Annotated in this window: 17 protein-coding genes; 9 read left to right on the top strand and 8 right to left on the bottom strand. The window is 61.0% G+C overall.

Annotation, left to right across the window (positions count from 1 at the left end; genetic code table 11):
• Positions 1 to 49 precede the first annotated feature (49 nt).
• Both AC1RO5_RS10795 and AC1RO5_RS10800 read left to right on the top strand, forming a co-directional pair.
• Positions 50 to 970, top strand: coding sequence for a histone deacetylase family protein (locus AC1RO5_RS10795; RefSeq protein ID WP_493174866.1), 921 nt, complete (start codon positions 50 to 52; stop codon positions 968 to 970).
• A 185-nt stretch (positions 971 to 1,155) separates the two neighbouring features.
• Positions 1,156 to 2,397, top strand: a complete 1,242-nt coding sequence (locus tag AC1RO5_RS10800; protein ID WP_493174969.1) for a TIGR03862 family flavoprotein — start codon at positions 1,156 to 1,158, stop codon at positions 2,395 to 2,397.
• Between the two features lie 117 nt (positions 2,398 to 2,514).
• Here the strand turns inward: AC1RO5_RS10800 and rhlE1 are convergent, their stop codons facing one another.
• On the bottom strand, positions 2,515 to 3,849 hold the full coding sequence (gene rhlE1, locus AC1RO5_RS10805) for an RNA helicase RhlE1 (RefSeq protein WP_018925787.1): 1,335 nt from the start codon (positions 3,847 to 3,849) through the stop codon (positions 2,515 to 2,517).
• Between the two features lie 65 nt (positions 3,850 to 3,914).
• Complete coding sequence (gene yedA, locus AC1RO5_RS10810; protein WP_493174867.1) at positions 3,915 to 4,856, bottom strand: drug/metabolite exporter YedA; 942 nt, start codon at positions 4,854 to 4,856, stop codon at positions 3,915 to 3,917.
• A gap of 164 nt (positions 4,857 to 5,020) precedes the next feature.
• Here yedA and AC1RO5_RS10815 point away from each other — a divergent pair, with 164 nt between their 5' ends.
• Entirely contained in the window at positions 5,021 to 5,473 is a 453-nt protein-coding gene (locus AC1RO5_RS10815; RefSeq protein ID WP_007937341.1) for an Lrp/AsnC family transcriptional regulator, read from the top strand.
• Between the two features lie 53 nt (positions 5,474 to 5,526).
• On the opposite strand, the gene AC1RO5_RS10820 is transcribed toward AC1RO5_RS10815, so the two are convergent.
• The 3 genes from AC1RO5_RS10820 to AC1RO5_RS10830 all read right to left on the bottom strand — a co-directional run bounded on the left by AC1RO5_RS10820 (position 5,527) and on the right by AC1RO5_RS10830 (position 7,668).
• Positions 5,527 to 6,138 (bottom strand): 3'-5' exonuclease, encoded by a 612-nt coding sequence (locus AC1RO5_RS10820; RefSeq protein ID WP_018925784.1) that lies wholly within the window; start codon positions 6,136 to 6,138, stop codon positions 5,527 to 5,529.
• Positions 6,139 to 6,160: 22 nt separating this feature from the next.
• Complete coding sequence (locus AC1RO5_RS10825) at positions 6,161 to 6,640, bottom strand: LabA-like NYN domain-containing protein (RefSeq protein WP_007895393.1); 480 nt, start codon at positions 6,638 to 6,640, stop codon at positions 6,161 to 6,163.
• Positions 6,641 to 6,891: 251 nt separating this feature from the next.
• Positions 6,892 to 7,668, bottom strand: coding sequence for a DUF2076 domain-containing protein (locus AC1RO5_RS10830; protein WP_493174868.1), 777 nt, complete (start codon positions 7,666 to 7,668; stop codon positions 6,892 to 6,894).
• Positions 7,669 to 7,845: 177 nt separating this feature from the next.
• Here AC1RO5_RS10830 and AC1RO5_RS10835 point away from each other — a divergent pair, with 177 nt between their 5' ends.
• Both AC1RO5_RS10835 and AC1RO5_RS10840 read left to right on the top strand, forming a co-directional pair.
• The gene (locus tag AC1RO5_RS10835) at positions 7,846 to 8,520 is read left to right on the top strand and encodes a YciC family protein (protein WP_493174869.1); all 675 of its coding nucleotides are present in this window, start codon (positions 7,846 to 7,848) and stop codon (positions 8,518 to 8,520) included.
• A gap of 74 nt (positions 8,521 to 8,594) precedes the next feature.
• Entirely contained in the window at positions 8,595 to 9,674 is a 1,080-nt protein-coding gene (locus tag AC1RO5_RS10840; RefSeq protein WP_493174870.1) for an endonuclease/exonuclease/phosphatase family protein, read from the top strand.
• Positions 9,675 to 9,824: 150 nt separating this feature from the next.
• On the opposite strand, the gene hrpB is transcribed toward AC1RO5_RS10840, so the two are convergent.
• Complete coding sequence (hrpB, locus tag AC1RO5_RS10845) at positions 9,825 to 12,341, bottom strand: ATP-dependent helicase HrpB (protein ID WP_493174871.1); 2,517 nt, start codon at positions 12,339 to 12,341, stop codon at positions 9,825 to 9,827.
• A 97-nt stretch (positions 12,342 to 12,438) separates the two neighbouring features.
• On the opposite strand from hrpB, the gene AC1RO5_RS10850 reads away from it, so the two are divergent.
• The gene (locus AC1RO5_RS10850) at positions 12,439 to 12,858 is read left to right on the top strand and encodes a hypothetical protein (RefSeq protein ID WP_007937354.1); all 420 of its coding nucleotides are present in this window, start codon (positions 12,439 to 12,441) and stop codon (positions 12,856 to 12,858) included.
• A gap of 27 nt (positions 12,859 to 12,885) precedes the next feature.
• Positions 12,886 to 13,782, top strand: coding sequence for a cation diffusion facilitator family transporter (locus AC1RO5_RS10855; RefSeq protein ID WP_493174872.1), 897 nt, complete (start codon positions 12,886 to 12,888; stop codon positions 13,780 to 13,782).
• On the opposite strand, the gene AC1RO5_RS10860 is transcribed toward AC1RO5_RS10855, so the two are convergent.
• Positions 13,776 to 14,873: a DUF6515 family protein gene (locus tag AC1RO5_RS10860; protein WP_493174873.1), complete on the bottom strand. Its 1,098-nt coding sequence runs from the start codon at positions 14,871 to 14,873 to the stop codon at positions 13,776 to 13,778. The two genes, AC1RO5_RS10855 and AC1RO5_RS10860, sit on opposite strands and share 7 nt — an antisense overlap.
• 447 nt (positions 14,874 to 15,320) lie before the next feature.
• Between AC1RO5_RS10860 and AC1RO5_RS10865 the strand changes: the two genes are divergently transcribed.
• Both AC1RO5_RS10865 and AC1RO5_RS10870 read left to right on the top strand, forming a co-directional pair.
• On the top strand, positions 15,321 to 15,800 hold the full coding sequence (locus tag AC1RO5_RS10865; protein ID WP_007937367.1) for an Lrp/AsnC family transcriptional regulator: 480 nt from the start codon (positions 15,321 to 15,323) through the stop codon (positions 15,798 to 15,800).
• 228 nt (positions 15,801 to 16,028) lie between these two features.
• Positions 16,029 to 16,238 (top strand): DUF2788 domain-containing protein, encoded by a 210-nt coding sequence (locus tag AC1RO5_RS10870; protein WP_007937369.1) that lies wholly within the window; start codon positions 16,029 to 16,031, stop codon positions 16,236 to 16,238.
• Here the strand turns inward: AC1RO5_RS10870 and AC1RO5_RS10875 are convergent.
• Positions 16,233 to 16,868 carry a pseudouridine synthase gene (locus tag AC1RO5_RS10875; protein ID WP_493174874.1) on the bottom strand — a complete coding sequence of 212 codons (636 nt, stop codon included), beginning with the start codon at positions 16,866 to 16,868 and terminating at the stop codon, positions 16,233 to 16,235. The genes AC1RO5_RS10870 and AC1RO5_RS10875 overlap by 6 nt on opposite strands.
• Positions 16,869 to 16,907: the final 39 nt, after the last annotated feature.

Genomic DNA, 16,907 nt, shown 5'->3' on the forward strand with positions numbered 1-16,907 from the left:
CTGGTAGGATCGTTCACTCATTCCTACACGCTTCCCCGATAAATCAGCCATGCCCCTGCCCCTGATCTACCACGAAGACTACAGTCCCGAGTTCCCGGCGGATCACCGCTTCCCCATGGACAAGTTTCGCCTGCTGCGCGATCACCTGGTGGACAGTGGCCTGACCCGCGATACCGACCTGCTGCGCCCGGACCTGTGCCCGGCGGATATTCTCGCCCTCGCCCATGACCCTGCGTATATCGAACGCTACATGGGTGGCGAGTTGTCCCGCGAAGACCAGCGGCGCCTCGGCCTGCCCTGGAGCGAAGCACTGGCCCGGCGCACAGTGCGGGCGGTCGGCGGTTCGCTGCTGGCGGCCGAACAGGCGCTGGAACACGGCTTGGCCTGTCACCTGGCCGGCGGCACGCACCACGCGCACTACGATCACCCTGCCGGGTTCTGCATCTTCAATGACCTGGCGGTGATCAGCCATTACCTGCTGGAAAGTGGCCGGGTGAATCGGGTGCTGATCTTCGACTGCGATGTGCATCAGGGCGACGGGACTGCACGAATCCTGCACAACACCCCGGAGGCGGTAACCGTTTCCCTGCACTGCGAAAAGAATTTTCCTGCACGCAAAGCCGAGAGTGACTGGGACATCCCGTTGCCGATGGGCATGGGCGACGCCGATTATCTGAAGGTGGTAGACGACGCGCTCAACTATTTGCTGCCGCTCTATCAACCGGATCTGGTGCTGTACGACGCCGGTGTCGATGTGCATAAAGACGACGCACTGGGTTACCTGAAGCTGACCGACGAAGGCGTCGCCACTCGCGATGAAAGCGTGATGCGCCATTGCCTGGGCCGGGATATTCCGGTCGTTGGCGTGATCGGCGGCGGCTACAGCAAGGACCGCAAGGCCCTGGCGCGCCGTCATGGCCTCCTCCATCACAGCGCCCAACGGGTGTGGCAGTCATCAGGTTGTCATTGATGTGTGGGTCTTTACCCACAATGCCTGTGGAACCGCCTGTGGATAACCTGAGTGAAAGGGTCTGCAGCCCATGCGGGGTATAGGCTACAGAACGGTGGTTGTTTTTTAACCAGCCCTCGAATCCTCCCACAAGGAGCAGGACTGCTAGAATGCGCGGCTTATTCCGCCACGCCGCAGCTCTCGCCATGACCCAGCCCTCCACTTCCCTTCCCCCTCACGTCGCCATCATCGGCGGCGGCCCCGCCGGCTTGATGGCGGCTGAAGTGTTGAGCCAGGCCGGGGTCAAGGTCGACCTGTACGACGGCATGCCTTCAGTGGGGCGAAAATTCCTGCTCGCCGGGGTCGGCGGCATGAACATCACCCACTCCGAGGCCTACCCGGCATTTCTCTCACGCTATGCCGAACGGGCGCCGCAGATTGCCCCGCTGTTACGCTCGTTCGGCGCCGAAGCCTTGTGCCAATGGATTCATGATTTGGGCATCGAAACCTTTGTCGGCAGCTCCGGCCGAGTGTTTCCCACCGACATGAAAGCCGCGCCCTTGCTGCGTGCCTGGCTCAAACGCCTGCGCGATGCCGGCGTAGTTATCCACACCCGCCATCGCTGGCTCGGTTGGGATAACAACGGTGACTTGCGCATCGACAGCCCCGAAGGCGAAAAAGCCGTTCAAGCGAATGCGACCTTACTGGCCCTTGGCGGCGGCAGTTGGTCGCGCCTGGGGTCGGACGGTACCTGGATGCTGCCGCTGGAACAGCGCGGTGTAGGACTGGCGCCGTTGCAACCGAGTAATTGCGGCTTCGAGGTGCAGGCCTGGAGCGAATTGATGGTCAGCAAATTCGCCGGCAGCCCGCTGAAAAACATCGCCATCGGCCTCAATGACGACGTGCCACGACTCGGCGAGTGTGTGATCACTGCCACGGGGATTGAAGGCAGTTTGATCTACGCCCTGTCGGCAGCGATCCGCGAAGCGATCAATCAACATGACTCAGCGACCATTCACCTCGACCTGTTGCCGGGCAAGCCTGTGGATAAAATCCAGACGGCGCTGAGCAAACCGCGCGGCTCTCGTTCCATGGCCAAACACCTGCACAGTCAGCTTGGGCTTGATGGCGTGAAAGCAGCGTTGTTGCGGGAGCTGACACCGGCCGAATGCTTTACCGATCCGGCGCTGCTGGCCAAAGCAATCAAGGCATTGCCGCTGACGCTGGTGAAAACCCGGCCATTGGACGAAGCCATCAGCAGCGCCGGTGGCGTGATGTTCGAGGCGATGGATAAACGTTTGATGCTCAAGCAACTGCCCGGCGTGTTCTGCGCAGGGGAAATGCTCGATTGGGAAGCGCCGACCGGCGGCTATCTGCTGACCGCGTGTTTCGCCAGTGGGCGAGCGGCGGGGTTGGGGATGGTGGAGTGGTTGCGGCGCAAGGATTGATCGTTCCCACGCTCTGCGTGGGAATGCAACCCGGGACGCTCCGCGTTCCTTTCGAAGCGGACGCAGAGCGTCCATTGAGGCGTTCCCACGCAGAGCGTGGGAACGATCTTTACTGGATCAAGGCTTACGCTTGCGCGGCCCGGTATTGAACACCGGCACTTTACGCACAGGCTTGATCGAAGGCTCCGGCGCCGACGCCTCACCGCTCTCGACCCATTTACCCAGGTTGCGCTTGCCGCCACCGGAGGTTTTGGGCTTCTTCGGTTTTTTCGGCTTCTTGATCACCTGACCGCTGGCATCGGTATCCGGCACGCGGTGTTCCGGTTCGAAGTCCGGCTCCATCTGGCGAGTCAACGTCTGACGGGTCAACATCTCGATGGCTGACAGCTGATTCACTTCATCGGCGCAGACCAGCGAAATCGCCTGTCCGGTTGCACCCGCACGGCCGGTACGACCAATGCGGTGGATGTAGTCCTCTGCCACGATCGGCAGGTCGAAGTTGACCACCAATGGCAAATCTTCGATATCCAGACCACGCGCAGCCACGTCGGTGGCCACAAGGATCTGCACTTCGCTGGCCTTGAAGCGATCCAGTGCCCGCTGACGGGTCGCTTGAGGTTTGTCGCCGTGGATGCCGTCGGCATTGACGCCCAGGCCCTGGAGTTTTTCCACCAACGCGTCGACGCCGTTACGGGTCTTGGCGAACACCAGCACCTGCTTCCACTTGCCCTTGCGCATCAAGTGAATGAACAGTTCCGGCTTGCGCTTCTTGTCCACCGTCACCACCCATTGCTTGACGGTGTTGGCGGCCACGTTGCGCGGGCTGACTTCGATGCTCAGCGGGTCGTTGAGCATTTGCCCGGCCAGCATGCGGATGGCATCGGAGAAGGTCGCGGAGAACAACAACGTCTGACGTTTCTTCGGCAGCGCCTTGTAAATGTTCCCCAGCTCTTCGGAAAAGCCCAGATCGAGCATGCGATCGGCTTCGTCCAGCACCAGGGTTTGCAGCTGGTTGAACTTGAGCGCGTTCTGGCGGAACAGGTCGAGCAAGCGGCCAGGGGTCGCTACCAACAGGTCGACGCCTTTGCGCAGTTTCATCATTTGCGGGTTGATGCTGACGCCGCCGTACACCGCGTAGGTGCTCAACGGCAGGTTCTCGGCGTACTGGCGCACGGCTTCGTGAACCTGCTCAGCCAGTTCGCGGGTCGGCACCAGAATCAGCGCACGCACGGAGTTGGCGCTGACTTTCGGCCCTTCCATGGCCAGCAATTGCAGCAGCGGCAAGGCGAAACCGGCGGTTTTGCCGGTACCGGTCTGGGCCGCAGCCATCAGGTCGCGACCGGCCAGCACCGCCGGAATCGCTTGCGCCTGAACCGGCGTCGGGGTCTGGTAACCAAGCGTCTCGAGGGCGCGCAGCAAGGGTTCGATCAGGCCAAGGGTGGCGAAAGTCATGGGAGTACCGTAGGAAAATTCAGCGCGATTGTGCGAAACAAGTGTGCAATGGCGCGCAGTTTACCCTAATTCGCGCGGGATTCTTTCGGCACCACAGTCGGCACTGGCTTGACCACCGACTGTTGCGGCGTACGTCGCCACTGCGGCAACCCGATCAACACCACGGCACTGATGATCACCGCCATGGCCAGCGCTTCCTCGATACCGATGGTCTCGCCAACAAATACGATCCCCAGCAACACCGCCACCGCAGGGTTGACGTAGGCATAGCTGGTGGCCGCGGCCGGACGCACGTGTTTCAACAGGTACATGTAGGCGTTGAAGGCGATGATCGAACCGAAAATGGTCAGGTACGCCAACGCCGCCCAGCCTTCGATCGGCGGCAGACTTTCCAGACGCTCGCCACTCGCCGCGCTGCCGATCAGCAACACCACGCCGCCCACCAGCATTTCCACGGCACTGGCCATCGCGCCCTGAGGCAACGGCAAGTGTTTACTCCACACCGAGCCGAAGGCCCAGGAAGCCGCCGCGAACACCAGCAACGCCGCACCCAACGGGCTCGATTGCAGGTTGGAACCGAGGTTGAGCATGGCAATGCCGATCAGCCCGAGCACAATCCCGGCCCATTCGAGACGGGTATTACGCGCGCCCCAGAAATATCCGCACAGCAAGGTAAACAGCGGCACCGTCGCCACCGCCAACGCGGCCACGCCAGAGGCTACGCCCGTGTGCTCGGCGACGCTCACCGCACCATTACCGCACGTCAGCAGCAAAATCCCGATGATCCCCGCCGCTTTCCACTGTGCCCAGGTCGGTGCCGGCGCGCCACGCCAGCGCAGGTACGCGTACATCAACGTCCCGGCGATCACGAAGCGAATACCGGCGAGCAGCAACGGCGGCCAGTACTGCACGCCGATGCGAATCACCAGGTAGGTCGACCCCCAAATCACGTACAACGCGAAAAAAGCAGCGATCAGCGGTAAGGAAAAACGGCGTAGACCAGACATGGGCAGCTCGAGGAACAAGACAAGGAGAGCAGCTATTCTAGAAAGGCCAACAGCGGAAAATAAGCTACAAAACCTGTTTATAGCGCCGGTACACTTTTCAAAACACGGAGTTCGACGCTATAAACCGTGCTTTCGAAAGCCAGTCATTTTTCAGGTAGGCCACGATGGACAAATACGACCGCATGCTCCTCAGCGCCCTGCTGGAAAACGGTCGTGCGTCCTACGCCGATCTGGCGCGCAAGGTGAACCTGTCCGCTCCGGCGGTGGCCGAACGCGTTGCCAAACTTGAGGCCTGCGGGGTGATCACCGGTTACCAGGCGAAAGTCGACATGTCCAAAATCGGCCTGCCGATCCAGTGCGTCATCGAACTGCGCCTGAACCAGCACGGCAACCAGAAAACCTACGACGAACTGATCAAAATCCCACAGCTCACCGAATGCCATCGCGTCACCGGCGACCCGTGCGTAATCATGCAAGCGGCGGTTGGGTCGATGCCCGAGCTGGAGGAGTTGATCAACCGGATCGCCACGTTCGGGTTCAGCAAGACCTCGATTGTGTTGTCCAGTGCCATCGAAAAGCGCGTGCCGTTGGGTCAACTGGAAGGAAACGGAAAATAATTCCCCCGTAGAGGTTCAGGGGGCCAGTGATTCAGAGGATCAGGGGGCTTCTGTCAGAACCCGCGATACCGCTTCAAATGCTCATTGATCTTCGCCGCCGGCACTTTCTGCAAGCTGCACAGCAGATCATGGGACAACTCGCGCAACCCATGCTTTTGCCGCAGCTCTTGCGCCAGATGCGCCGTCAGGTTGGCAGCCATTTCGGCATCGGCCATGGCCCGGTGAGCCTTGCCGGTATTGGGCAGGCTGGCGAAGGTGGTGAGGGTGCCGAGTTTGTGGTTCGGCGCAGCGGGCATCAGGCGGCGGGCGAGTAACAGCGAGCAGGCAAAGTTCTGCAGGCGTGTACGTTTGATTCGCCCAAGTTCGTAATCCCAGAACTTCTGGTCGAACGCAGCGTTGTGCGCCAGCAGCGGCGTGATGCCGACGAATTCGTTGACCTCGTTCATCACCTGCTCGGCCGAAGGTGCAGTGCGCAGCATGGCGTTGCTGATGCCGGTCAGTTGTTCGATGAACGCCGGCACACGCACGCCGGCATTCATCAGGCTTTGGTAACGCTCGACGATGCGCCCCTGTTCAAGAATCACCACGGCAATTTCCGTGGCCCGGCAGCTACTGCTCGGGGAGATCCCGGTGGTTTCAAAGTCGATGACTGCTATGCGTTCCAAACCTGTTTCAACTCCGTAAAAATCAATTCTTGAGCAGCAACGCGCCTTCGATCGGCACGTAACGACTGGCGGCGCGGATCAGCGAGTTGGCCGTCAGGCCCGGCACGCCATAGGCCACCGCTTGCACGCCGTGCTTGGCGATGATGCGTTCCAGCAGCATGTCGAAATCACCGTCGCCGGAGGCCAGCACCACTTCGTCGACATGGTCGGCGGCGTCCATGATGTCGAGGGTAATGCCCACGTCCCAGTCGCCTTTGGCCGAACCGTCGCTGCGCTGGATATAGGGCTTGAGCTTCACGATGAAGCCGAGGTTACGCAGGATCTGCTGGAACTGCTGCTGTTTGCTGTCGCCACGATCGATCGCATAGGCATAGGCCTCGACGATCTGCCCCTGTTTGCTGACGTCAGCCCACAAGGCGGCGTAGTTGAAGTGGCAACCATAGGCCTGACGCACGGTGTAGTAGAGGTTCTGGACATCGGCGAACACTGCGATTTTTTTCACCGTACATCCTCTCAGCGCGTTGGCGCGCGGGGTCTTGGCGCACAGGCGCGCGGGCTGGATCAGGCTCCAGGCCCGAAAAGTCGCCCAGTATGCCAGCCAGAAGGATTGTTCCGCGAATAATCGGCCGTGTGGCGAGGGAGCTTGTCGGAACGCCGCACCGTCCCGCTGGGGTGCGAAGCGGCCCCCTTGCTTTAAAACCCAAGGGCCTGCTACGCAGTCCAGCGGGAGCAAGCTCCCTCGCCACAGGTGAATCAGATGAAGGAGTCGTCGTCATCGCCGCCGAAGAACGATGAACCGTCATCGTCGTAATTCGCGTCGGTGAAACCGCCCTGATCGCTGGAGTTGTCAGCCACGCGCTGATCGTCGCCCCAGCCATTGCCACTGTCACTCTGATTGTTGACCTGGGCCGGTTCTTCCTTGATGACTTCAACCACTTCCGGCTGCTGATTGTGATGGAACAGGCTGCTGATGCCTTGCGCCAGCATCACGCCACCGGCCACGCCCGCTGCCGTTTTCAACGCACCGCCGAGGAAACCGCTGCCGACAGGCTGTTGCGGTGCGTAATTCTGCTGAGGTGGCGCTCCGAAATTCTGCTGAGCAGGCGGTGCACCGAAGTTTTGCTGCGGCTGCGAGTTGAACGACGGCCGTCCTGGTTCACGCCAGCCGCCATTCGATGGAGCTGCGCTTTGCGTCGGCGCAGGCTGCGGATCACGAGAAGCGCCGCCGAAGATGCTCGACAAAAAGCCGCCGCTCGACGCCGGCGCCGCTGTCTGCGCCTTGGCCTGTTGCAGTTCGGCCTGCAATTGCTGCACTTGCTGGGTGAGTTGCTTGTTCTGTTCGTCGAGGCTCTTGATGGCTGCCTCTTGCACCAGAATCGCCTGGGTCATGAAATAGCCCGCCGCAGGTTGGCGAGTCAGGTGCTCCTTGATCCGCGCTTCGGCCTGGGCATCGCGCGGGGCTGAGTCCGTTTCGGCCTGTTGCAGCCGGGAAAACAGTCCATCGATCAGGGTTTGTTCTTCGCTGTTCATGGCGACCTCGTAGATTGCCGGGAATATCGTTGCCCTCACCCACAGTGGATAAGGTGCTCACCAGTAATGGGGCTGATACAGGATGTTTCAATGACCTTTACCGAACGTTTACGTTTGTGCCCCGAAGGGTTTGATCGGTTAAAGTGAGGCACTGCTTTCAACCTGCGATACCGACTGATGAATTCGTTCGATGTACTGCGTGACTCTCTGTATTTCTTCAAGCGCAATCTGGGCCAGATCGTGCAGCTGTGCCTGCCGCTGGTGATTGTCGAGGCGCTGCTGCAACAAGTGGTCGACCACTCCACCGGGCCGGACAGTTTCGCCGGCATCAGTGTGATTGTCGGCTTGCTGGTATATCCGCTGTACACCGCCGCGCTGATCCTGTTCCTCGATGCCCGCAGCCGCGGCGAATCGCCGCGTACCCGCGACCTGCTGGCGAGCGCCGCGACCCTGTGGCCGCGCTTCGCCGTGCTGACCGCCCTTAATACCCTGCTGATCCTGGTCGGCCTGTCGCTGTATTTCCTGCCGGGCATCTGGTTGATGGTGACGCTGGCGTTCGGCGAGTACCTGCTGGTATTGCGCGGCCTGGCTCCGCTGGCGGCGATGAAGGAAAGCATGCGCCTGACCCGCGGGCATTTCATCCGCATTCTGGTGTGCATTCTCTGTGTGATGGGCCCGCTGTGGGTGCTCAAGGGAGCGACACTGGCGGTTTACCCTGACCCGCAGAACCCGGTGATCTCGCTGCTGATCGACAGTGCCCACAGCTTCCTGCAACTGTTTACCAGCGTGGTGCTGTTCCGCTTGTTCATGCTGATCGCCGATGCGCCCGAGAAATCTGACGAGCGGCTCTGACCGCTCTACCCTTGGGCTTTGGCGCGGCTCTCGGTTATGCTCGGGGTCATCTTTGTAACGCGATAAGCCGAGCCATGCCCCGTCTACTGCGCTACACCCTGCTGGGCCTGCTGATCGCCATCAGCCTGATTGCAATGCTGATCTACAGCCTGACCTGGCGCCCCGACGCCAAGGAAGCGCTGCCGGTCAGTTGCAACGCCCAGGCGCCGACGCTGGTGCCCGGCCAGGCGCTGAAGGTGATGACCTGGAACGTCCAGTACCTGGCCGGCAAGCGCTATGTGTTCTGGAACGACCTGGCCGCAGGAAACGACGAGAGCCCTACGCCTGAAGACATGGCCTTCAGCCTCGACGAAGTGGCGCGGGTGATTCGCGACGAGCAACCGGACATCGTGCTGTTGCAGGAACTCGATGACGGCGCCAAGGCCAGCGACTACCAGAACCAGTTCAAATTGCTTCAGGATCGGGTCACCGACCTGTATCCGTGCTCCGCTCAAGCCTTCGACTGGAAAGCCGACTTCGTGCCTGAACCGCACATCTTCGGCAGCGTTGGCCGGCAATTGGCGACCCTGAGCCGCTACCGGATCGAACACGCCGAACGCCTGCAATTGCCGGTCGCGCCGGCCAATCTCATCAGCCGTCAGTTCAAGCCGAAAGACGCCTTGCTGGTCACGTACCTGCCATTGAACGACGGTGGCCAGATGGCTGTGCTCAACACCCATCTGGACCGCGCCACCCAGCTCGACGATACCTTGCAAACCCAGGTGACCGCCGTGGCCAAGGTACTCGACAAATACGAAAGCCGCGGCACGCCGTGGTTGATCGGTGGTGATTTCAATCTGTTACCGCTGGGCCAGTATCGACGCCTGCCCGCCGAGCAACGCACGCCCTACTCCGCCGACAGCGCTCTGCATGTGTTGTGGGACAAATACCCGATGATCCCCACCAACAACGAAGCCAGCGGTATCGACCGGGCGCAATGGTTGACCCATTACCCGAACGATCCCGGCTTGAACGGGCCGGACCGGACCGTCGACTACCTGTTTTACAGCCCGCATATCAAACGGGTCGAAGCACGGGTGCGGCAGGACGATACGCTGCGCATTTCCGATCACTTGCCGGTGATTGCGCGGTTTCTGTTGCCGGCTGCGCCTTAAAACACCTGTGGCGAGGGAGCTTGCTCCCGCTCGGCTGCGTAGCAGTCGTAAACCGATTGACGCCACGCACCTGAAAAAATGATGTGACAGCATTTGGGGCTGCTTTGCAGCCCAACGGGAGCAAGCTCCCTCGCCACAAAAGTCCCGGCGCTACTTACGGGGCTTGATCCGCGCCGTCGCCTCGGCCACCAGCGGATCATCCGGCCAGTAATGCTTCGGATACCGCCCCTTCAAATCCTTCTTCACCTCGGCATACGTACTGCGCCAGAAGTTCGCCAAATCCTGAGTCACCTGCACCGGCCGCCGCGCCGGGGATAAAAGATGCAGTTTCACCACTTGCCGGCCACCAGCAATGCGCGGGGTCTCGGCCAGGCCGAACAACTCCTGCAAACGCACCGCCAGAATCGGCGGCTGCTCGCTGTAATCCAGACGAATCGAAGAGCCCGACGGCACACTCAAATGATGCGGCGCCAACTCATCCAACCGTTGCGGTAATGGCCATGGCAGCAGGTTATGAACGATGCTCGACAAGTCCAGGTTGGCGAAGTGACTGAGTCGCGAGACTTTGCCTAGATACGGCATCAGCCAATGCTCAAGGCTTTTGAGCAATGCAGCATCGCTGACATCCGGCCATTCACTCTGCTCCTTACTGCCGAGATCCAGCTGCCGCAACAGCGCCACCCGCGCCTGCCACTGACGCAGCTCTGGCGTCCAGGGCAACAGCTCCAGACCTTTGCGCCGCACCAGATTCACCAACGCCTGACTGCGTGCGGTCTCATCGAGCCCGGTCAACGGTTCGCGGCTGAGGATCAATTCACCGACCTTACGCTGACGCTCGGCCCGCAGCACACCTTCGCGCTCATCCCAATCCAGTTGATCGACGCAGCGCACCTGTTCGGCCAGCACCGAATCAAACAGCGCTGGATCAAAATCCGTCGCCAGATAAATCCGTTCTTCACGCTGGCCCTGACGACTGCCCAGATCGGCGATCACCAGCCACGGTTGCTTCATCAGGCTGTCCGCCTCGGCGAACAATGCCGCACGACCGTTGGCCAAGCGATATTCAGCGCCACCGGCCCGCCGCTGTTGGGCGACCCGGTCGGGATAAGCCAACGCCAGCAACGCACCGAGCCAGCGCGGATGTTCGGGATCACTGACCGGCTCCGACGCTTTACCCCGCAGATAACCGCGATACTGCCGCGCCAGTTGCCGGGCCCGTTGAACACCACCCTGCGCACCGCGAGCGGCCCGCTCTTCACCGGATAACAGCACCAGTCGGCTGTGCAGGTCTGCGCCAGCACCACGCAAGATATCGCGCTCGCAGAGCAGTGCCGCAACATCACAGGCCATGTCAGCCAGGCCGAGCGCCTGGCCACGCAACAGCAAATGCGCGATTCGTGGATGCGCCGGCAGTTCGGCCATGGCCTGACCGTGACGGGTCAGTGCTTCGCCCTCCAGCGCGCCCAAGCGCTCAAGCAGATCCTGGGCCTGTGCATAAGCCGCTGCCGGAGGAACATCCAGCCAAACCAACTGCCCCGGTGTCACGCCCCAACGACCGAGTTGCAAGGCCAGCCCGGCAAGGTCCGCCGAGAGAATTTCAGCACTGGCGTAAGCCGCCAGTTGTTCATGCTGATCCTGCGACCACAAGCGATAACACACGCCAGGCTCCAAACGCCCGGCCCGGCCCGCGCGCTGCGTGGCACTGGCTTTGGAAATGCGTTGAGTGTCGAGGCGGGTCATGCCGCTGCCGGGGTCGAAACGCGGCACGCGCGCCAGCCCGGCATCGATCACCACGCGTACACCGTCGATGGTCAGGCTGGTTTCGGCGATGTTGGTGGCCAGCACCACTTTGCGCTTGCCCGCAGGCGCCGGATCAATCGCTGCACGCTGCGCCGCCAGGTCCAGCTCGCCGTGCAACGGGCACAGCAACACCGGCGAGCCCTCGCCCAGCGCATCGGCCAATTGTTGATGCACCCGCCGAATTTCCGCCTGCCCCGGCAGGAACACCAGCAGGCTGCCGGTTTCATCGTTCAGCGCGTCGAGGATGGTCTGCACCACCTTTGGCTCGATGAACTCACCGGGCTGAAACGGCCGGCCCCAGCGCATTGCCACCGGGTACATGCGCCCTTCACTGCGCAGGATTGGTGCGTCATCCAGCAACCCGGCCAGGCGTTCGCCTTCCAGAGTCGCCGACATCAAGAGAATTTTCAGCGGTTGATCGTCGCGGAACAGTTCCCGGCCATTCAGGCTCAGGGCCAAGGCCAGGTCGGCATCAAGACTACGCTCATGAAACTCATCGAAAATCAGCAAGCCCACGCCTTCCAGCGCCGGGTCATCCTGCAAGCGTCGGGTGAGGATGCCTTCGGTGACCACTTCGATGCGGGTAGTGGGGCCGACCTTGCTGTCGAGACGAATGCGATAGCCAACGGTTTCGCCGACCTTCTCGCCCAATTCACTGGCCAACCGCTCTGCCGCCGCCCGCGCCGCCAACCGGCGCGGTTCGAGCATCAGAATGGTCTGCCCGGCCAGCCATGGCTCATCGAGCAAGGCCAACGGCACACGGGTGGTTTTACCGGCGCCGGGCGGTGCTTCGAGCACAGCTTCGTGGCGTGTAGCGAGGGCTTCACGCAGGGCGGGTAAAACTTCATCAATTGGCAAAGAAATCATGCTGGCTCCCAAACAGAGCCGCGAGTATAACGGCGTTCAGCGCGGTCCTAATTCATATCGACGATGCTTCGTTTCCAGATAACCCAGGAGATTTCAAATGCGTGCTCCCTTTCGCTTGATCGGCGGTGTATTGATCGCGTCCTTGCTGACCCAGGTGACCGCCTGCGGTTCGATTTTCTACCCGGATCGTCGCGGCCAGATCGACGGCAAGATCGACCCGGCCATCGCTGCGCTGGATGCCGTGGGCCTGCTGTTCTACATCATCCCCGGCCTGATTGCCTTTGCGGTGGACTTCGCCACGGGTGCCATTTACTTCGAGCCCGGCCGGACCGCTCAGGTGGCCCCGGAAAAACTCAAGGAAGCCATCGGCGCCGACGGCAAGGTCGATAACCACAAGTTGCAGACTATTCTGGAAAGTGAACTGGGCCGCAGCTTTCCGCTGGACGATCCACGCCTGATCCAGCACAAGGGCAGCGCCCAGCAACTGGCCATGTTCGGCCTGCAACCGGCCGCATAAGGTGCACTTAAAGGAATGACAGCACTGATGACTACCCCTACCGACCACGCCCGCCTGCTGCGGCTGGCGACGCGCGCCTCGGTGGCGGTCGCGTGCATATTGATCATCGCCAAAGCCATCGCCTGGTGGCTGAGCGGCTCGGTGAGCATGCTCGCCGGGTTGACCGACTCGGCACTCGACGGCGTCAGCTCGCTGCTCAATCTGCTGGCCGTGCATTACGCCTTGCGCCCGGCCGACAACGATCATCGTTATGGGCACGGCAAGGCCGAATCATTGGCGGGCATGGCTCAGGCGCTGTTCATTGGCGGCAGTGCAGTGCTGATTGCCTTGCAGGCGATCGAACGGTTGAAACATCCGGAACCGATAGGCGCAGCGTGGCTCAGCATCGGGGTGATTGTGTTTTCCCTCGTCCTGACCGTGGCCCTGCTGATGTTGCAGCATCGGGTAATCAAGGCTACCGGTTCCAACGCGGTGAGCGCCGACTCCTTGCATTACCGCTCGGACCTGCTGCTCAACGGCGGCATTCTCGTGGCGCTGGTGCTGGCCGGATTTGGCTGGCAGCAAGTCGACCCTTGGTTCGGTCTGGGGATCGCTGCTTACATCCTCTGGAGCGCAATTCAGATCGCCCGGGAAAGTTTTGCAGTGCTGATGGATGAAGAGTTACCGACTGATGTCAGCCAGCACATGCTCGAACTGGCCTGCAGCGTACCGGGGGTTTTGGGCGCCCACGACTTGCGCACGCGGATTTCCGGTAACCAGTGGTTCGTGCAATTGCATCTGGAATTGCCGGGGGACTTGACCCTGTCAGTCGCCCACAGCATCAGCGATCAAGCCGCCGATGCGATTCACGCCGCCTACCCGCGAGCCGAAGTGCTGGTGCACGCCGACCCGCAGGAAGTGGTAAAGGCTGCCAGGGCTCAGTAACTCACCTGATAACCGCGACTGCTCAGGCAGTTGCCTTGGGCCTGTCGGTAAGCTTGCACCACCGACGGATCCGGTTGGTAGGTGACGGCACGCGGATCGAAACCGCTCTGTTGCACGGCCCAGCGATAACATTCATAACCGTCTCGGCTGACGTCCTCCGGCGACTGGCCGTTGGCCGGGTATGCCACCACATCGTAACCATTGCCGACCGGTTGCGGCTGCACAGGAGGTTCGACCACGACGTAATCCTGAGTGCTCTCCTGGTAGGCGTAATACGCGCCGGCTGCCAGGAACAACAGCGCGCCGCCGATCCACACTTCGCGGGTGTAATCGGGCAAGTAGCTGACACGAATCCCGCGAGGCGGCTGAACCACCACATAACGCGGGCCTTGCGGGCGATACCAGTAGCCACCGGAATAGAAATAATCCTGGCCACGATACGGCACACGGAAGTGGCGCTCCTCCGGGAAGCGGTCGATCACATACCCCGGACGATACTGCGGGCCGGGGCCCCAGCCATTGCCGTGCCCATCCGGGCGACCGGGCCAGCGACGGTCATCGTGACGCGGCTCCCGCCCCCCGGTCTGCCACGGCTGGTTGTAATTGTTACGCCACCGCTCGTCCTGATAGTAGCCACGCCGCGGTTCCTGGGTCTGGCGCACGGTGTCGGGCCGACTCTGGATTGGCAGATTGTTACTCGGCTGTTGCGGCGCTCGCTCCTGAACGTTGGAGTCGTGCAGTGGACGGTTCTGCCACTGGCCGCCTTGAACGCTGGACTCGTGCGGCGCACGGTTCTGCCACTGGCCGCCCTGATTGTTGGACTCGTGCGGCGCGCGGTTCTGCCACTGGCCGCCCTGATTCTGGTCGTGGAGCTCGAACTTGCGGCTGTTGTCGCCACGAATGATTTCGTTGTTCTGCGGGCGAGGCTGATTGCTGCCGCCATGGCCCTGCCCCTGGTCATTGCCACGATGATCAGGCCCATGTTGCCCGCCATCGGGGCCGCGGTTCTGCGGCTCATCGGCAAGCGATTGTGCAGTGACACTCACACACAGCAAACCAACACCGGCCAAACGCCAGATGCGCGATTTCATGCTTTTCCTCACTGCGGGTTAGGGCCTATACGTAAGACTGGGAAAGAACAGGCCGGTTCTGCAACAGGTTATCAGTCCTCCACTTATTTATTGAGCGGCTCTTTATTAAGGGCATGCCAAATTGCGGGCAAGAAAAAAGGGAGACCCGTCGGCCTCCCTTTGAGAACTTCGTCCGTGCTCGACGCTTATGACGTCGGCTCACCTCACGCCGTCTTCTGGACAGTGTGTAGCTCGGGGGCCGACGCATCCCCGGTGGGGGTGGCGACCGCAGCTGGCCTGATTGGGCGAGCCGCACTGGACTGTTTGTCCGAGCAGTGATTCTGGTGATAAGAATAGGCCCGGAGCGCCGGCAGAGGATTGCGAAGATTGCTCAAATAAACATCACTTGCGCAATTTTTAACTCAGGATAGATAATCTGCCGCAATAGTTATGACAAAGGCCTGATTGATGAGCAAACTCGACCGATACGACCTGAGTATTTTGGCGGAATTACAGCGCGACGCGCGCATCTCCAATCAGGAGCTGGCCGAACGCATCGGCCTCTCACCTTCGCCTTGCTCGCGGCGGGTCAAGCAACTGGAAGACGACGGCTACATCTCACGCCAGGTCGCCTTGCTGGACCGCAAGATGCTCGGCCTGAGCCTGACTGCCTACGTGCTGATCGGCATGGACCGCCATACTCCCGAGCGTTTCGAGAACTTCGAAGCCGCCATTCGCACGTTACCGCAAGTGCTGGAATGTAGCCTGGTGACGGGGATGGATGCGGATTACCAGCTCAAGGTGGTGGTGCCGGACATGGATCACTATCAGAAGCTGTTGCTGGGGCATTTGACCCGAATTGAAGGGGTGACGAGTGTACGGTCGAGTTTTGTGTTGAACCAGGTGCTTAACAGCACCGAGTTGCCGTTAACCCATCTGCGCAGCTGAGAATGCCTATGTGGCGAGGGGGCTTGCCCCCGTTCGGCCGCGCAGCGGTCATAAAATCAAAGAACGCGGTGTGTCAGGTAAAACTCATGGGCTGGCTTTGGGGGCTGCTTCGCAACCCAACGGGAGCAAGCTCCCTCGCCACAATCCGACGCAGGTCAATACCCCGCCAATCCCCCTTGGCGTATACTCCTCCGGCCTTTTTAGCCCCGCCCGCGCTGGAGATATTCGATGGATCCTGCAGTTTTCGAAGAGTGGATGATGACTGGCCTGGTCAGCATCCTGATCATTTTCATGGGCTTCATCGTCTGGGATCTGGCAAAAAAATCCAAAGCCGGGCGCTTCGGCTCGTTCATTCTGTTCTTTGTGCTGGGGTTGGGCGTGGCTGCATTCGTGATCAAAAGCGTGGTCATCGGCCTGATCGAATCCGGCACGCTATAAACGCGCCGGCACTTCCTTCCACTGGCCCTGATCGAGCCCTTCGATCGACCAGTCACCGATTCTGACCCGCACCAGACGCAACGTCGGCAAGCCGACCGCCGCGGTCATGCGCCGCACCTGACGGTTGCGTCCCTCGCGAATCACCAACTCCAGCCAACTGGTGGGCACGCTTTTGCGAAAGCGCACCGGCGGGTTGCGTGGCCACAGTTGCGGCTCATCCAGTTGTCGCGCTTCGGCCGGCAAGGTCATACCGTCGTTCAATTCAACGCCATCGCGCAAACGCTGCAACTGCTCAGCGGTTGGCTCGCCTTCCACTTGCACCCAGTAGGTCTTGGCCAGTTTGTGTTTCGGGTCGGCAATCCGCGCCTGAAGCTGGCCGTCGTTAGTCAGCAACAGCAAGCCTTCGCTGTCACGGTCCAGCCGTCCTGCCGGGTAAATCCCCGGAATCTCGATAAAGTCCTTGAGCGTCGCCCGCCCTTCGCCGTCGCTGAATTGCGTCAGTACATCAAAAGGCTTGTTGAACAGAATCAGCTTCGGCTCGGCCGGCGGCGCTTTGGCGACACGGCGCGGGGCTGATTGCGGTTTGTTCGCGCCTGGGCGGCGAGAGTCGGGACGTTGAGGACGAGACATGAGCAAAGGAACATCTAACGGTCAGGGCTGCTAATGCTA

Source organism: Pseudomonas sp. GW822-FHT02G04 (assembly GCF_058802085.1).

Coding starts and splice junctions, on each gene's coding strand:
- AC1RO5_RS10795 (WP_493174866.1), top strand. CDS start 50: ATGCCCCTGCCCCTGATCTACCACGAAGACTACAGTCCCGAGTTCCCG.
- AC1RO5_RS10800 (WP_493174969.1), top strand. CDS start 1,156: ATGACCCAGCCCTCCACTTCCCTTCCCCCTCACGTCGCCATCATCGGC.
- rhlE1 (WP_018925787.1), bottom strand. CDS start 3,849: ATGACTTTCGCCACCCTTGGCCTGATCGAACCCTTGCTGCGCGCCCTC.
- yedA (WP_493174867.1), bottom strand. CDS start 4,856: ATGTCTGGTCTACGCCGTTTTTCCTTACCGCTGATCGCTGCTTTTTTC.
- AC1RO5_RS10815 (WP_007937341.1), top strand. CDS start 5,021: ATGGACAAATACGACCGCATGCTCCTCAGCGCCCTGCTGGAAAACGGT.
- AC1RO5_RS10830 (WP_493174868.1), bottom strand. CDS start 7,668: ATGAACAGCGAAGAACAAACCCTGATCGATGGACTGTTTTCCCGGCTG.
- AC1RO5_RS10835 (WP_493174869.1), top strand. CDS start 7,846: ATGAATTCGTTCGATGTACTGCGTGACTCTCTGTATTTCTTCAAGCGC.
- AC1RO5_RS10840 (WP_493174870.1), top strand. CDS start 8,595: ATGCCCCGTCTACTGCGCTACACCCTGCTGGGCCTGCTGATCGCCATC.
- hrpB (WP_493174871.1), bottom strand. CDS start 12,341: ATGATTTCTTTGCCAATTGATGAAGTTTTACCCGCCCTGCGTGAAGCC.
- AC1RO5_RS10850 (WP_007937354.1), top strand. CDS start 12,439: ATGCGTGCTCCCTTTCGCTTGATCGGCGGTGTATTGATCGCGTCCTTG.
- AC1RO5_RS10855 (WP_493174872.1), top strand. CDS start 12,886: ATGACTACCCCTACCGACCACGCCCGCCTGCTGCGGCTGGCGACGCGC.
- AC1RO5_RS10860 (WP_493174873.1), bottom strand. CDS start 14,873: ATGAAATCGCGCATCTGGCGTTTGGCCGGTGTTGGTTTGCTGTGTGTG.
- AC1RO5_RS10865 (WP_007937367.1), top strand. CDS start 15,321: ATGAGCAAACTCGACCGATACGACCTGAGTATTTTGGCGGAATTACAG.
- AC1RO5_RS10870 (WP_007937369.1), top strand. CDS start 16,029: ATGGATCCTGCAGTTTTCGAAGAGTGGATGATGACTGGCCTGGTCAGC.
- AC1RO5_RS10875 (WP_493174874.1), bottom strand. CDS start 16,868: ATGTCTCGTCCTCAACGTCCCGACTCTCGCCGCCCAGGCGCGAACAAA.